The 14,879-nt window shown below is 36.8% G+C and carries 14 protein-coding genes, 1 pseudogene and 1 other annotated feature; all 15 genes and pseudogenes read right to left on the reverse strand.

Annotation, left to right across the window (positions count from 1 at the left end):
- Positions 1 to 116 precede the first annotated feature (116 nt).
- The 15 genes and pseudogenes from GZ996_RS02280 to GZ996_RS02350 all read right to left on the reverse strand — a co-directional run bounded on the left by GZ996_RS02280 (position 117) and on the right by GZ996_RS02350 (position 14,878).
- On the reverse strand, positions 117 to 1,358 hold the full coding sequence (locus GZ996_RS02280) for a CapA family protein (protein ID WP_156805427.1): 1,242 nt from the start codon (positions 1,356 to 1,358) through the stop codon (positions 117 to 119).
- A gap of 153 nt (positions 1,359 to 1,511) precedes the next feature.
- Positions 1,512 to 3,947: pseudogene (gene ldcB / locus GZ996_RS02285) on the reverse strand (LD-carboxypeptidase LdcB/DacB).
- A gap of 344 nt (positions 3,948 to 4,291) precedes the next feature.
- Positions 4,292 to 4,696 carry a helix-turn-helix domain-containing protein gene (locus tag GZ996_RS02290; RefSeq protein ID WP_443255848.1) on the reverse strand — a complete coding sequence of 135 codons (405 nt, stop codon included), beginning with the start codon at positions 4,694 to 4,696 and terminating at the stop codon, positions 4,292 to 4,294.
- 200 nt (positions 4,697 to 4,896) lie between these two features.
- Complete coding sequence (locus tag GZ996_RS02295; protein WP_238385915.1) at positions 4,897 to 5,421, reverse strand: ABC transporter permease; 525 nt, start codon at positions 5,419 to 5,421, stop codon at positions 4,897 to 4,899.
- A gap of 121 nt (positions 5,422 to 5,542) precedes the next feature.
- Complete coding sequence (locus tag GZ996_RS02300) at positions 5,543 to 6,280, reverse strand: lantibiotic ABC transporter permease (RefSeq protein WP_156805430.1); 738 nt, start codon at positions 6,278 to 6,280, stop codon at positions 5,543 to 5,545.
- A 1-nt stretch (position 6,281) separates the two neighbouring features.
- Complete coding sequence (locus GZ996_RS02305; RefSeq protein WP_161980115.1) at positions 6,282 to 6,968, reverse strand: ATP-binding cassette domain-containing protein; 687 nt, start codon at positions 6,966 to 6,968, stop codon at positions 6,282 to 6,284.
- A 113-nt stretch (positions 6,969 to 7,081) separates the two neighbouring features.
- Positions 7,082 to 8,425 (reverse strand): sensor histidine kinase, encoded by a 1,344-nt coding sequence (locus GZ996_RS02310; RefSeq protein WP_162011244.1) that lies wholly within the window; start codon positions 8,423 to 8,425, stop codon positions 7,082 to 7,084.
- A complete protein-coding gene (locus GZ996_RS02315; protein ID WP_162011245.1) occupies positions 8,418 to 9,101 on the reverse strand; it encodes a response regulator transcription factor in 684 nt (227 codons plus the stop codon). The genes GZ996_RS02310 and GZ996_RS02315 overlap by 8 nt, the downstream gene beginning before the upstream one ends.
- A gap of 218 nt (positions 9,102 to 9,319) precedes the next feature.
- Positions 9,320 to 9,685: a 50S ribosomal protein L7/L12 gene (gene rplL, locus GZ996_RS02320; RefSeq protein WP_156805434.1), complete on the reverse strand. Its 366-nt coding sequence runs from the start codon at positions 9,683 to 9,685 to the stop codon at positions 9,320 to 9,322.
- 74 nt (positions 9,686 to 9,759) lie between these two features.
- Entirely contained in the window at positions 9,760 to 10,254 is a 495-nt protein-coding gene (gene rplJ, locus GZ996_RS02325) for a 50S ribosomal protein L10 (protein WP_156805435.1), read from the reverse strand.
- Between the two features lie 28 nt (positions 10,255 to 10,282).
- Positions 10,283 to 10,416, reverse strand: a sequence feature (ribosomal protein L10 leader region).
- A gap of 107 nt (positions 10,417 to 10,523) precedes the next feature.
- Positions 10,524 to 11,570: a dTDP-glucose 4,6-dehydratase gene (rfbB, locus tag GZ996_RS02330; RefSeq protein ID WP_161978573.1), complete on the reverse strand. Its 1,047-nt coding sequence runs from the start codon at positions 11,568 to 11,570 to the stop codon at positions 10,524 to 10,526.
- A gap of 206 nt (positions 11,571 to 11,776) precedes the next feature.
- Complete coding sequence (locus tag GZ996_RS02335; protein WP_162011246.1) at positions 11,777 to 12,265, reverse strand: phosphoribosylanthranilate isomerase; 489 nt, start codon at positions 12,263 to 12,265, stop codon at positions 11,777 to 11,779.
- A gap of 1 nt (position 12,266) precedes the next feature.
- Positions 12,267 to 12,860: a dTDP-4-dehydrorhamnose 3,5-epimerase family protein gene (locus tag GZ996_RS02340; RefSeq protein WP_162011247.1), complete on the reverse strand. Its 594-nt coding sequence runs from the start codon at positions 12,858 to 12,860 to the stop codon at positions 12,267 to 12,269.
- Positions 12,860 to 13,729, reverse strand: a complete 870-nt coding sequence (gene rfbA / locus GZ996_RS02345) for a glucose-1-phosphate thymidylyltransferase RfbA (RefSeq protein WP_162011248.1) — start codon at positions 13,727 to 13,729, stop codon at positions 12,860 to 12,862. Before rfbA ends, GZ996_RS02340 begins: the two co-directional genes overlap by 1 nt.
- Positions 13,730 to 13,783: 54 nt before the next feature.
- Entirely contained in the window at positions 13,784 to 14,878 is a 1,095-nt protein-coding gene (locus GZ996_RS02350; RefSeq protein WP_162011249.1) for an NAD(P)/FAD-dependent oxidoreductase, read from the reverse strand.
- Position 14,879 lies beyond the last annotated feature (1 nt).

The following is a 14,879-nucleotide window of genomic DNA, read 5'->3' on the forward strand; positions in this document are numbered from 1 at the left end:
CAAGACTCTTTGAGTAGTGCAGAGGTATTTAGTGGATTATTTCATCCAGAGCTTACAATTAAATTGCCAAAGAAAGTATTGAACTTAAAACAGTAACTTCTGTATCACTCTCTAAATCATTTCCAATGCAATCCGACCAACTCATTCATTTCAGTGTAAGCAATATCAACTTTCTCTTGAATATTAACTGGTATCTCAGAGCGGTATTTACCACCTTCAAGAAAATCTTCCAAAATCATCACTCGGTAATCAAAATTAGGGTAATTATAGTCAAGATTATAAGTTCCTTTATTCCAAGCCCAGACCATTGTTGGATGTGCCTCAGCTGTTTTAATAACCGTCTTATCTCCTTTTTTCTCAAAAGTAACATCCATGAGAAGACCTCTCTCTGTCCAATAATTTCCCAGCATTTCATAGGTCTGATTAGAAATAAAGTTTCCCATTGAGTAGATAATCAACTTTTTGTCACCTTTATGTTCAACAATTTCTGACGGCTCTGCCACATGAGGATGTCCCCCAAACACAACGTCTGCCCCCCAATCAATCATCTTATGATATAAGTCTACCTGCTCTGCTGTTGGCTCCAAGGCATACTCAACCCCCATCTGAGGCATGACAAGCGTCACATCCGCCAATTTCTCAGCTTTTTTAAGCTCCTTTTTAATCTTAGCTTCATCCAAATCAGACATATGCTTCTGGTACTCTTCATCGGTAAGGGTAGTCTCCATGCCATTGTAACCATAAGAATATCCTAAAATAGCAATTTTAATCCCATTGACTTCTTTGATAAGAAAATCTTGTTTTTCCCGATTTTTGGTATAAATACCAATGGTATCAATCCCAAGGGCATTGAAAGTTTCAACCGTATTTAAAGCTCCAGATAAATGTGAATCTAAAATATGATTGTGTGCCAAATCAACAACGTCATATCCTGTCTTTTTAATGGTTTGTGCAATTTCTGACGGCGCATTGAACAAAGGATAACCAGCTAATGGAAAATCTGGGCTTATCGTCCCCTCGTAGTCACCAATTGCTAAGTCAGCAGACTGAATCCACTCCTTAACATAAGTAAAATAAGGATCAAAATGGTAAGAACCATCCTCTTGAGCAGCTGAGGTGTAAAGAATGTCGTGAATCAAAATATCACCATTAGCGACTACACGTGCAGTTTGAACCTTATGTTCCTTAGTTTTTTCCTGTTCTAAACTTGTTTTAATCGTATTGTTTAAAACAAAGTCACCCGTGCTTAGACGTCTTTCGAGTAAAAATGCTAAAAAAAGCACTAATACCAGCAGACTAACTAGCAAGCCCAAACGACGATCTTTTTTTCGTTGTCTCTCTACGTGTCTTTTATCCATTCTTGGTCCTCCTTTGCGACCATTATAACATTTTATCAAAAGATAAGAAAGCGGTTTATAGAAGCATTAAGAACACCCAAATATAAAAAGAGTGAACAAAGAAGTCAATATTTCATAGAAATAGCTTCTCGTTCACTCTCTAACTCAAGCTTGCTAACTAATTGCGATGTATCTTCTATTGCCGCTGTAACTGATGTAAGAAATCCATCGACGCCCTTCAGAGGTTAACACGCTATCATAATTAACGGTTTCTCCAGCATCATAGTAAGCTAATTCTAAACTGGACATCTTTGGCTCTGCTTTGATTGAAGAACGTTTGGTAAAGGTATAAACACCCTTTGGAGCGATTGAAGTGGGACTTGGCTGTAATGTGGTTGCTGATTTCTCATAATCTCCGCCATCAAATCCATAATACTCTTCTAAGGTCTTTCTAGAAGCATAGATTTCCTCAGCTTCTTTACCAATATACCTCACATGCCAAGGTTCATCCATATAACCTGTCACAGCTTCTTTTCCTGGTAAATATCTAATCACAAAACCATATTTATGAGCATTGTGAGACAACCAATCTGCCGCTGCTTTATCCTCAAGTAAACGTCCAGATTTATCTGTAAAATCATAAGCTAAACCTGTCTGATGTTCACTATGCCCAGCACGTGCAGAATAACGATCCGCAGCTGCGTGACCATCACTATTGGCATACGTTTGATAGAGTGAGCGTTGCGTCTCATAACTTCTAAATCCGCTATAGGTTTTCCCAACATTGAATCCTTGATTAATCATATCGTTGCGCAAGCGGATAAATGCTTCCCTAGCTTCTGGTTACTCGCCAGGGTTATAAGTTGATGCCAAAGGATACTTTTTATTGGCAATGATAATCTCATCATATTTCCCTTGAATGCTATAATATGAACCGTTGTAGGTCACTTCCCTAGTAGCTATAGAATCTGTAGCTTTCACATCTGCTGTCGTTTGGCTAACAAATTTTAACTGACCATCATTTTGACGATAGTATAAATGAATATTGTATTCACCACTATTATTTTTATGGTTGCTAACCTTCACAGAAACCTTGTAATTGCCCTGAGTTTGTTTAACAGCTTGATACCACTGAATATCATCTTGACCAGCTGAAGTAGACCATATAGGAACTAACACTTCCTTGATGCATTGCGAAATCCCTACATTAGAAATAACCACATCGAATCCTTCTGTAGTCATATGTTCAACGGTAAGATTTCCTGTGACAACATCTTCCTGTGGCATTTCTACTGTCACTTTTTCTTTAGCGACAAACTTCTGAGTTCCATCTAATAAGGTGTAATAAAGATGAATATGATAATCATCAAAATCATTTTTGTGCTGTTTAATATCTACTCTCGTCTTATAACTACCATCTAGTTGTTTTTCAGCACTATACCAGATAAGATCATCCTGTCCTCCCTTATCTGACCAGATAGGAAGCCTAACTGCTGAAATTTTTTCAGAACTCTTAACATCATTAATGATAACATCAAATCCCTTGTCAGATTTATTTTCAATTTGCATGTGCCCAGAAACTGTAATCTCTTTTGTCTCAGATACAGGTTTGTCAGTTTCTTTTACCTGAGTTGACGAATCATTCTTGACAACTTCCTTTGTCACAACCTGACCTAAATCTACATAGCGTCGAATACCACTATAACTGATATAAGAAATCCAGTTATGATTATCATTGGTTAAAACCTTATCGTAGTTGACACTCTCCCCCTTATCGAAATTAAACTGAACAGGCGCCCCCATACTAGCTTCATTTCTAACATCTGCTGCCTTGTCAAAATGATATGTTCCTTTTTCAGGAATATTTAATTTGACAGTCTCTTTTACAACTGATTTGATTTCTGTCTTTGAAGTATCCTGAGCTGTCGTTTTTGTTTCTGGTTTTGTTTCAACCTTCCCCAAATCTGCGTAGCGACGGATGCCGTTGTAGCTGATGTAAGATAGCCATTGGTGACCATCGTTTACCAAGACTTTATCATAATTAACCTTGTCACCTTTTGGATAATAGAATTCTACTGGTGCTGAAACTTTGGCTTCGTTTTTGACATCCGTGTTTTCTGTGAAGGTGTAACTACCTTGAGGAGCTAGTGTTGGAACAACTGGTTGAACTTCAATTTTATCTTCTGAAGCCTGTGCTTCAACTATTTTAACATCTGCCATTACAGTAGCATTATTGACTACTGGCGCTGGTTCTTTTTCAGGTGTAAGTTGTCCTGTTGTAATATTTTCAGAAGATGTCAAAGCATTATCTACCAGCAGTTCTGAATTAACTTCATTACCTTCATTCGCTTGTGTAGCTTCTTCTGATATAGAAATTTCTCCCCCACTGCCAGTTTTCTCTAGCGATTGATCTACTGGAGTTGTTGGACTTGTTTCTGCAACCACTTGATTTTTCGGTTGACACCCACAGCAACAATGAGACACCTCATCTGCCATAGCAACCTTATGACCAAATATTAACATACTACCAAGTAATACCGAAGCAGCTCCAAAGAAATATTTTCGAATAGAAAAACGTTGTTTTTGATGTCCAAAAAGTTCTTGTTTCATGACTACTTCCTCACTATTCTTTTTTTCACCTTCATTATAATCCTTTATATTTCCATCATCAACACATAATTGTAATTTTTGTCATTTATTTGTAACATTGGTAACTATAAAGAAACTAAAATACTCTAGAATAGATAATTAATTAAACACAAACTGGATCGTTTTTTAAGTAATCAAACACTACTCTGCCATTTAATAATGATATAAGTATAAAGCTGAGATTCTCTTTCCCAGCTTCATATTATTATTCGATTTTTATGATATTTTTCTAACTAATTATTAATGATTATATTATTTTTTAATAACTAATTTATAAAAAATGGATGTAAATCAGCATCCTCTCCCTAGCCAATCACTATACTATCGGGTTGTTTAGGGCTACCAATATGCGGATTAGGTACTCCACTTGGAACAACCAATAAAAGATGCATTATCATATTCTGACTTTGAATTATAAATAGTTGTATAATAACAATCCATGACAAGTACAATTGATCAGAAAGAGGGAGTTTTTGTTTTTTCTCAATTTCTAATTCATATAGATGCTTGAACGATTCGTAGTCCCTATCAGCTAATAATTTATTGGAGAGTATCTTGAAATTCTGAATTGTACTATCTTCTTTTATAACACTCTCATCAAAAAAATAATTCATAGGAACATTCAATTTCAGTGACAATTTATACAATAATTCTGCCCCTGGATTATATTTCCCTTTTTCAATTCTACTAATTTGGCCTTGCTCACAAATTCCTTCTGCTAATTCAGCCTAAGATAAATTTAATTCTAACCTTCTAGCTCTTAAACGAGTTGGTAATAATGTCATTTGTCACCTTCCAAATATCTTTTCATAGTAGAGATTCTAACACGACTTTATTTACTATTCAAGTAAAAATTATCACTATAGTTATTATTTTACTCTGATATATGGACAATTCTCTGACAGTAATTTCAATAGCGCTTGATGTTTGATTTGCTAATCACTATCAACTGACCAATTAGTGATAAAATAATAAAACAAACCAATGCTATAATATACTTTTCATTTCCATATAATAAAATAGCATTTACCGGCAAAGCAATTGGCATCCAAATGACATCTAAAAAGGTTTTATTGGTCGCAAAAATAATGAATAAACACTCAACAAATGATAGGAGAAGATTTCCTCCTTTACCTATAAAAAGGATCAAAAACATGTGGAAATGGTTCAAGAATATGGCCAATAACCATGTGACAACGCCTACAAACATATAATAGGGCACCTTATGTAATTCTAGCCCAATGATTAGCCAAACAATCAAACTTGGTAAGGCTAACAACAAATCAGCTGAAATGATTTTCATTCCCCAGATGGCAACTCGATTTTTATCACTCTTGATATGTTGAAAATGATTGGCTTGTTCTTCTTGTTCCTGAACAAGAATGGAAATAATAGCCACAAATACACAATAACCAAGCATTGATAAAAAGATCATATTTTCCAATATAATAGGATTATGGCTAATAACCAAGATATATGGGACTATGGTTATTAGCTGTAACAGAGATATGGTAATAATGAGATAAAAACTATAAGACCCTTTCCATTTCAAGAGTTCACTTTTTAAATACTTGCTCATGAGACAATCTCCATTTCAATAAAGCTAAAAAAACTATAAATACAATGACTGATAGTACCACAGCTAGTATTGGTGTTGCCATATCAACTCCACGAATCACTGACTCTAAATCACCGGAAGGTTTTAAATGAAGTAGGCCTTGAGCTACTTTGTAATGATAGGTATAAGGAAAGAGATACCAAACATTAGTTTGAGCAATAAAAGGCGCTACCAATAAACAAACTAGTGAATTCACGACTAAAAGAAGATAAGGATTCAACCAGGTAGATAATACATACAAAAATGGTAATACCCAAATAGACGCTAATAACATAAGCAAAAGACATACCAAATCATTGAACAGATTGACATCTATCATACCTTCAAATAAGTGGATTTCTAAGTAAAAAATTCCTAAAAAACATAGACTAGCAATAACCATATCTTTAATTTTTAATAACATTTTAGCGATATAAACCTTAATGGTATCTTTTCCTAGAGAAATGTTTTGAAAATGCCCTGCTTTTTCTTCTACTTTGTAATCATGTAAAAAGAGTAAACCAATAAGTGTGACTAAAAAGATAGCTTCCCACCAATAAATGGAAAAACTTTCGATTAATGTTGGTCCCACCAATAAAAAGGCCACAAAAATAGCTAAAAACGGTACAAAAACTAATTGTTTTTTATCGGCACTAGCTTTTTGTTTGAGCCACTCTGATTGTAAAATTTTAATCATACTAAATACCACCGTGTACAATGTTAAAGAACAATTGCTCTAAATCGTCGTCATGTGAATTAATCTGATTATAAAAAATCTCTCCATCATGCAATATGATAATACGGTCTGCAACCTTGCTCACCTCATGTAATTGATGACTTGATAAGAGAATCGTCATTCCTGATTCTTTTAAGGTTATCATCAAGTCAAGTAATTCTTTAATGCCATCTGGGTCAAGACCGTTCGTCGGTTCATCTAAAATGAGCAAATCTGGATTTGTAATAATGGCCATTCCCAGACCAAGGCGTTGTTTCATCCCTAAAGAAAAATGACCTGCCTTCTTTTTACCGGTATGTGATAATCCTATAAGTTCTAACACTTGATGAATACGTTCATTAGAAATATCATATAACAGAGCTCTCGTTTTCAAATTATCAAAAGCAGAGAGGTTCATGTAAATAGCAGGTGCTTCAATTAAAGCTCCCATTTCATAATCACCATGGGGTGCCTTCTTTTTACCAGAATAACTAATTGTTCCACTATCTATAGCCTCTAAGCCAAAGATAATTTTCATAATAGTAGATTTCCCTGCACCATTCACACCTAAAAGACCACAAATCGTTCCTTCTTCAATCCTAAAAGTGACACCTTTTAAAATCTCTCTATCCTTATAAGCTTTTCGTAAATGATTAATCTGTGCTTCCATTATCAGTACCTTCCTTTCTATATAGAACACTATACTAAGGATTTGTCAGAATTTATTCAGAAAAAAGAAGCTAAGACAAAATTCTCAACTTCCCTATCAATTTTTAATAAGTATTAAATATCATTTTTGATTAAAAGGGTCACCAGTGCACCTCCTTTGGAAGGATTTGATAACACCAACTGTCCTTGGTATCTCTGTGCAACTTTGTGAGCAAAAGATAACCCAATACCATAATGGTTCTTATCTCTGCCTTTATTATCCGTATAAAATAGCCCACTAGCATGAGTTAAGGCTTCTTCTGTAAAAGGTTGCCCATTATTCCATACTTCAAATACTAAAAAATCGTTATCATCTTTCACGGATAGGGTAACCATTCTTTCTCCGGAACTATATCTGACTGCGTTAGCTAATATATTAATGAGAGCACGATTAAGATTTAATTTATTCCCTCTTAAAAACTGTCTTTCAGTTAAGTTATCTACAACTAGAGTCACTTGTTCTGCTGCCATCATCTCCTTTGCTTCACCTGTCAATTCACTAAGAAACTTTGTCAACTCAATTTTTTCTTGATAATCCTTATCTTCAATCAACAATCTTGAATAGTTCACCATTGAATTAAAATATTTTTCAAAAGTTATGACACTATTAGTCATTGAGCTCACAAAATCTACTTGTTTTTCATCCAAATCAGTCATTTCAAGAAGTTCAAGATTTCCTTTTAGCACCGTTAAAGGCGTTTTGACATCATGCGCTAGCGCTGCAACTTGAAAGGATAAGTCTTTTCTATCTTGCCTTTCAGCTTCTAAAAGTGCTACCAATTCATCATCTTTCTGGTAAAGCATGTTTAAAATGGTATTGAACTCAATCATCTCAGTTTCTCTTCGATCAATACTCACATCTTTACTTCCCATATTTAAGGATATGACTTCAATCAATCGGAAATTTCTTGTAAATTCTCTCAACAATTTAGCAACTGACCAAATCAGTAATATCAGTTCTAATCCTGAGATTAGGAAATATGAAAATGTATTATAGGGAATCTGACGTAATTTAGGATTAACAAACTCAGGAAGGATAGGCTGTCTCACAATAAGCAATGCTTCTGAATTTTTATACTCAGTATATCTAACAGAACCTATTTGGACAGAGTTGTTCTGTTTAATGACCCGTTCATAATAAGCCCAATCTGATTTTTGGTAATTTCCCGCAATCTCTTTATTTTTTTCACGATCAATCAAAAGATAATCAAATGTGGATGTTTCCATCAATGATATGGTATCAGACTTAGAAAGTGACTCAATAGGTATCTTAACAGTCAAATCATAGGTATTCAACTGTCCTGAGACCACCAATGCATAACTGACTGCAAAAAATATAAGTAAAATAGCTAGGGTTCCTAAAACAATTTCCCACACTGTCCTAAAAACTCGTTTTTTAATGGAATAGTGTTTAATCATGCCATTGGTACCCCACACCTCTTACGGTTTTGATTGGATTAATATCATAGGGTGAAAACTTATTTCTAATCTGATAAATATATTCAGAAATAGAGCGAAATAGGGTATCGGAATCCTCATCATAAACCTGTTCATAGATGTCCTCTCTTGTAAATACCTTATTGGTTTTCCTAGATAGCAATTCTAGGATATTGTATTCACGACTAGTTAAAGCAATTGTTTCTCCATTGATACAGACACGTCTTTCCTGTAAATAAAATGTGATTGGTAATAATTCTCGAACAACCTGTTCTGTGTGCTCAAAATGGTTGCGACGTTCTTCACGCTTCAAATGCGCAGCTACTTTGGCAACAAGCTGCTTAACGCTAAACGGCTTTGTAATGTAATCATCTCCACCTAAGTTTAAGGCATCAATAATATCTTCTTCAGTATCCTTAGCACTGACAAAAATAATCGGAGTTAGCACCTTATCTCTAATCTGACGACACAATTGTAACCCATCAATATTGGGCATCATCACATCAAGTAATATCAGATCAAAACCTTTAAACTCATCAATAACGATTGGCGTCCTAACCTTCTGGAAAACCGTCACATCATAATTTTTCATTTCTAAAATATTTCTCATCAATTTTAAAATCTCAAAATCATCATCTACAACTAATAGTTTATACATACTATCCCCCATTGTTATATTATTATTTTACACTATTTCCATAACTATATCGATGAACTAAAAAGTGTTTTTTGGGATGGTTATCTCATTTTAAGATAAGGGTATCAAGAAAAATTCAGAATTTGTTCAGAACATCTTTATTTTTAGGCAAAAAAAAACCGCTACTCCAAAGAATAGCGGTTTAATCATGTTTTTAGGCTACTTGAGTAGTCGCTCTATTATTTAAGAGTAACTGAAGCTCCAGCTTCTTCAAGTTTAGCTTTGATTTCTTCAGCTTCTGCAGTTGCAACGCCTTCTTTAACCATAGCTGGCGCACCATCAACAAGTTCTTTAGCTTCTTTAAGACCAAGACCTGTGATTTCGCGAACAACTTTGATAACGCCAACTTTTTTGTCGCCAGCAGCTGTCAATTCAACATCGAATGAATCTTTAGCTTCTTCAGCAGCACCACCAGCAGCAGCAACAGCAACTGGAGCAGCAGCAGTTACGCCAAACTCTTCTTCGATTGCTTTAACAAGGTCGTTAAGTTCAAGGATTGTAGCTTCTTTAATTTCAGCAATAATGTTTTCAATGTTCAATGCCATTGTGAATTTCCTCCAAATAGGTATTTTATAATATTAATTGTAGCTTTAAGCCGCTACTTGCTGACGCCATTTGATTAAGCTGCGTCTTCTTTTTCTGCAACTGCTTTGACAGCATATGCAACGTTGCGAACTGGCGCTTGAAGTACAGAAAGGAGCATAGAAAGCATACCTTCACGGTTTGGCAATGTAGCAAGTGCTTCGATTTCAGCTTTAGTTGAAACTTTACCTTCTACAGCACCACCCTTGATTTCAAGAGCGTCAGCAGTTTTTGCAAAATCGTAAACGATTTTAGCTGGAGCAACAGCATCATCTGAAAATGCAACAGCTGATGGTCCTACGAACAATTCAGCCATTCCTTCAAGACCAGCTTTTTCAGCAGCACGACGTAAGATAGAGTTTTTGATAACTTTATACTCAACGCCTTCACCACGAAGATTACGACGAAGAACAGTATCTTGTTCTACAGTCAAACCACGTGCGTCAACTACAACGATTGAAGTAGCTGCTTTCATTTGCTCAGCAACAGCGTCCACAAGTTCCGCTTTTTTAGCAATAATAGCTTCTGACATTTAAGTTTACCTCCGTTTTTATTTTGGGCTAGGCACAAAAAAATCGCACCTAAACCTAGACACGAAAGTACAAAATACACATAAAAAATATGGTTTTTGTCCTCGGTAGGATGTTTATGAGTCCAGCTCCCCTACTGTCTTAGGTCAGTTTTATTCAAAACCTCAATTATTGTACCATGCTAAACTATCTCTGTCAAGAAAAAATGTTATTTTTATCAAAAAACCTTGCCATCCTCAACAAAGGTTGATATGACAAGGTTTTTTGATTTCTATTTGATAACTTCTTGTGTCTTAGCGTAATTAGCCTCGACGGCTTCTTTTTCGGCTTTCCACCAATCTTGGTTTTCTGTGTACCAAGCGATGGTTTCTTCCAAACCTTCTGAGAAGTTGGTGAATTGTGGTTCCCAACCAAGTTCTTCACGGAGTTTTGTAGAATCAATCGCATAACGAAGGTCATGACCGGCACGGTCAGTGACATGATCATAAGCATCTTTTGGTTGTCCCATTTTCTCAAGAATCAACTCAAGCACTTCTTTATTATTTTTCTCACCATCGGCTCCGATAAGATAAGTCTCACCGATACGACCCTTCGTCAAGATAGCCCAGACACCTGTTGAGTGGTCATTGGTGTGAATCCAGTCACGAACGTTTTTACCTTCACCATAGAGTTTTGGTTTAATCCCTGCCAAGATATTTGTAATTTGACGCGGAATAAATTTCTCAATGTGTTGGTATGGTCCGTAGTTATTTGAACAGTTTGAAATGGTTGCCTTGACACCAAATGAACGAACCCATGCTTTAACAATCAAATCAGAAGCTGCCTTAGTTGATGAGTAAGGTGATGATGGATTGTAATTGGTTTCAGCGGTAAATTTCTCACCTGGTCCCTCTCCGTGACCTGGTAAATCTTCACGAAGGGGAAGATCGCCGTAAACTTCATCAGTTGACACATGGTGGAAACGAATATCGTATTTACGAGCTGCTTCCAAAAGTGTGTAAGTGCCAATAAAGTTCGTGTGGATGAACGGACTTGGGTCGTTCAATGAGTTATCATTGTGACTTTCAGCTGCATAGTGAACGATAGCATCTGCTTTCGCTGCTAATTGGTTTACTAACTCAGCGTCAGCGATGTCACCGACAACCAACTCCACACGATCGCCTAAGATAGCTTCCAAGTTCGCACGGTTACCAGCGTAAGTCAATTTATCCAAGACGGTTACGTGAACGTCTGGATGATTGTTGTAAACGTAGTGCACAAAGTTAGAACCAATAAAACCTGCTCCACCTGTGACGATAATATTTTTAAATTCTGACATATTTTAAGATACAAAGGGACGATTCGCTTGCGAAACATTCCGTAGAAGTCAAATAATCTACTGAATTATTTTAGCTTTGAGCCTGACGCTTCAAAAGCGAAAAGGAAATCTGACAAAGACGTTTTGCGTCTAGGAAGATTCATCTTTTCCTAGGAATTTAGTCCCGTGTTCAATTTTACGAAGAAAACTGAACAATCCTTTCTTGCTTATTTTCTTAATGCTTGTTTTAAGTAATCAATTTTTGCGAAATCTTTGCGGTTATTATTCTCAGCACGATAGCTATCCTTTGATGAAGCCTGGTAAATTTTGAGGTATTGTCCCAAATTTGGCAGGTAGTAATGAACATCTTCATCTTCTACCTCTTCTAGGTCTTCCAGTTCTACACCAGCAAAACTCGGCAGAGAATGCAGTCCGCCAAATTCAACGGAATGTCCCTCCTTTTGAAACTCGTGTTCATGGCGATTGACCAAATGATAACCTAGCTTTTCCATGATAGCATTAAGTTCATCAAATCGGTAAATCCGCCCTTCATCAGGCGCTGCCCAGCCACGAGGGTCGCTAGGAACATGGATGTCCAAATCTCTTGCCTGCCAAGATTGACCTGTTCGCACTTCTAATCCGACAGATCCCATCAAGAGCGGAACGATGCCAATCTGGTTTAATTCTCTGGCAATCGTTAAAAATTCTTGATACATCTTACAAATCCTCAACTCTCAAAGGTTTGACGTTCTTGAGTAGCGGATGGTTTTTATCAGCTTCTGAGACTTCAGCTTCTGCGAGATTCTCCCACTCAATGCCAAGACTTGGATCTGCGTAATTGACAAAGGCATATTTCGGTTTAAGTTCCAATGCCCAATAATCATTGACCAAGTAAGTATAAGCTGCTGTATCTGACAACACTTGGAACCCATTGGCAACACCACGTGGTACGAAAATACCTTTTGACGCATCAATGACCGTTTGGTAGGTATTTCCAAAAGTATCTCCTTCACGAAGGTCAACCCAAGAACCGATCACTCGCCCTTCATCCGCTATAGAAACGTATTTATCCCAAGGCTCAGCATGGAGACCACGAAGAGTATGTTTCTTATTGAATGAAATGTTGTTTTGTAACTTGCCTTCTGCAAAGAAACTTTCTGGAAAACCAAGGGGTACCATTTTTTCTTTTTGGAAGTTTTCTTTAAACCACCCACGGTTATCACCACGAACTGGAATATCAAATTCTAACATCCCTGGAATACCTGGAACTTCGCGACAAGCTAGTTCTTTGTCAAAAAACTGTTCTGTCATTAGGCCTCTCCAATCAAACGTAGCAAGTATTGCCCGTACTCATTTTTCTTCAATGGCTGTGCCAATTCGAGTACCTGCTCTTTAGTAATATAGCCCATGCGATAGGCAATTTCTTCAAGATTTGCCACTTGAACATTTTGCATACGTTGAACAGTTTCAATATATTGCGCTGCTTCAAGCAGACTTTCATGGGTACCTGTATCGAGCCACGCAAAACCACGTCCCATGACTTCAACTGACAAGTCACCACGCTCAAGGTAAACCTTATTAACATCTGTGATTTCCAATTCACCACGAGGAGATGGTTTGATGTTTTTGGCAATCTCTACAACATCATTATCATAGAAATAAAGACCTGTAACTGCGTAATTTGATTTCGGTTGTTCTGGTTTTTCTTCGATAGAAATAGCATTCATATCCGCGTCAAATTCAACGACACCAAAACGCTCTGGATCTTTAACTTGGTAGCCAAAAACAGTCGCACCTAACTCTTTAGCCGCAGCACGCTGCAACATTGCTGATAAGCCTGGACCATGATAAATGTTATCCCCTAAAATAAGAGCAACATTATCATCACCAATAAATTCTTCACCAATGATAAAGGCTTGCGCCAAACCATCTGGACTTGGTTGTTCCGCATAAGAGAGCGAAACACCAAATTCCGCACCGTTCCCAAGTAGTTCCTCAAAACGTGGCAAATCTTGTGGCGTTGAGATAATCAAAATTTCCTTAATACCAGCCAACATCAAAACTGATAATGGATAGTAAATCATTGGTTTATCATAAATCGGCATCAATTGTTTTGATGCAGCACGAGTCAATGGGTATAAACGTGTTCCTGATCCACCAGCTAGAATAATACCTTTCATGGTTCTCTCCTTAAATATATAATCACTTTATTTTATCATATTTTGTATAGTGTGTCATTTCTTAATATAGCGACTAATTAGATAATCACTAGCAGAAAGAGCTGTTTGTTGCCCCATCACTAATTGACTAAGCATTTTTCCTAAGAGTGGCCCCGTCGTGAGTCCTGATGACCCAAGTCCACTAACAGCATAAACACCTTTGAGGCCTGGAACTTCACCTATAAAGGGACAAAAATCTTCCGTATAAGCCCTAATTCCCACACGATCACGCGTTTTTATCGCTTCTGTTATTTTAGGGAAAAAGTCTTGCGCTCTTACTTCAAAATCTGCCAAAATCCTTTCATTAACAGTTAAGTCAAATCCCATATTTTTTTCATGACTAGCACCTACAGAAACTTTTCCACCAGCAAACGGGATAACATCAATCTCCCCCTCTGGAATAATCACAGGATTGTGTCCTGTTTCCAAGTCATCAAAATAATAATCTCTTAATTGTCCTTTTTGTGGACTAACATCAACTTGATACCCTAACGGTTCTAAAATATCTGGCAACCAAGCACCGCAGGCTAAAAGAACTGAATCAAATACCTGACCATTAACGTCATAAGTACCATCTGACAAACGTTTTAGCTCCGCTTTTTCCTTTAAAAGAGAAAAGCCAGATGCCTCAATTAACGTTTCAGTCAGTTGTGAACCTTCAACTCGTGCTGCACCACTCGCTAAAATCCCTTTGTCAAAGCCAGCTAAATCTGGAAAACTTTTTTGAGCTTCTGCTAACGTTTGGACAGAGAGGGAACCAATTAGTGGGGATTCCACCAATCGTGACTCAGCCAGCTCACGTAGTTCTTCCAAATATTCTGGACGAGATTTCAAGAGAAGAGCTCCCGATTGATCATAAAAATCTGTAGCGATGCCATCATTTTTTAAATCCGACAAGAGTTCCTGATAAAAATCTGCTCCTGAACATGCCAGACGATACCAAGCTTTATGACGGCGACGAGAAAACCAAGGACAAATAATACCTGCCGCAGCTTTTGTAGCTTGTCCGTGACCTTCGTCAAAAATTATTACAGTCATGTCACTCTTTGAGAGATAATAAGCTACTGTTGAGCCTACAATTCCTGCCCCAATAATTGCAATTTTTTTCATG

The sequence above is a fragment of the Streptococcus sp. S784/96/1 genome (assembly GCF_902729355.1).
Lineage (GTDB): Bacteria > Bacillota > Bacilli > Lactobacillales > Streptococcaceae > Streptococcus > Streptococcus caledonicus.

Coding starts and splice junctions, on each gene's coding strand:
- GZ996_RS02280 (WP_156805427.1), bottom strand. CDS start 1,358: ATGGATAAAAGACACGTAGAGAGACAACGAAAAAAAGATCGTCGTTTG.
- rplL (WP_156805434.1), bottom strand. CDS start 9,685: ATGGCATTGAACATTGAAAACATTATTGCTGAAATTAAAGAAGCTACA.
- GZ996_RS02310 (WP_162011244.1), bottom strand. CDS start 8,425: ATGATTAAACACTATTCCATTAAAAAACGAGTTTTTAGGACAGTGTGG.
- GZ996_RS02350 (WP_162011249.1), bottom strand. CDS start 14,878: ATGAAAAAAATTGCAATTATTGGGGCAGGAATTGTAGGCTCAACAGTA.
- GZ996_RS02340 (WP_162011247.1), bottom strand. CDS start 12,860: ATGACAGAACAGTTTTTTGACAAAGAACTAGCTTGTCGCGAAGTTCCA.
- GZ996_RS02305 (WP_161980115.1), bottom strand. CDS start 6,968: ATGGAAGCACAGATTAATCATTTACGAAAAGCTTATAAGGATAGAGAG.
- rfbB (WP_161978573.1), bottom strand. CDS start 11,570: ATGTCAGAATTTAAAAATATTATCGTCACAGGTGGAGCAGGTTTTATT.
- GZ996_RS02300 (WP_156805430.1), bottom strand. CDS start 6,280: ATGATTAAAATTTTACAATCAGAGTGGCTCAAACAAAAAGCTAGTGCC.
- GZ996_RS02295 (WP_238385915.1), bottom strand. CDS start 5,421: ATGATCTTTTTATCAATGCTTGGTTATTGTGTATTTGTGGCTATTATT.
- GZ996_RS02335 (WP_162011246.1), bottom strand. CDS start 12,265: ATGTATCAAGAATTTTTAACGATTGCCAGAGAATTAAACCAGATTGGC.
- rplJ (WP_156805435.1), bottom strand. CDS start 10,254: ATGTCAGAAGCTATTATTGCTAAAAAAGCGGAACTTGTGGACGCTGTT.
- rfbA (WP_162011248.1), bottom strand. CDS start 13,729: ATGAAAGGTATTATTCTAGCTGGTGGATCAGGAACACGTTTATACCCA.
- GZ996_RS02315 (WP_162011245.1), bottom strand. CDS start 9,101: ATGTATAAACTATTAGTTGTAGATGATGATTTTGAGATTTTAAAATTG.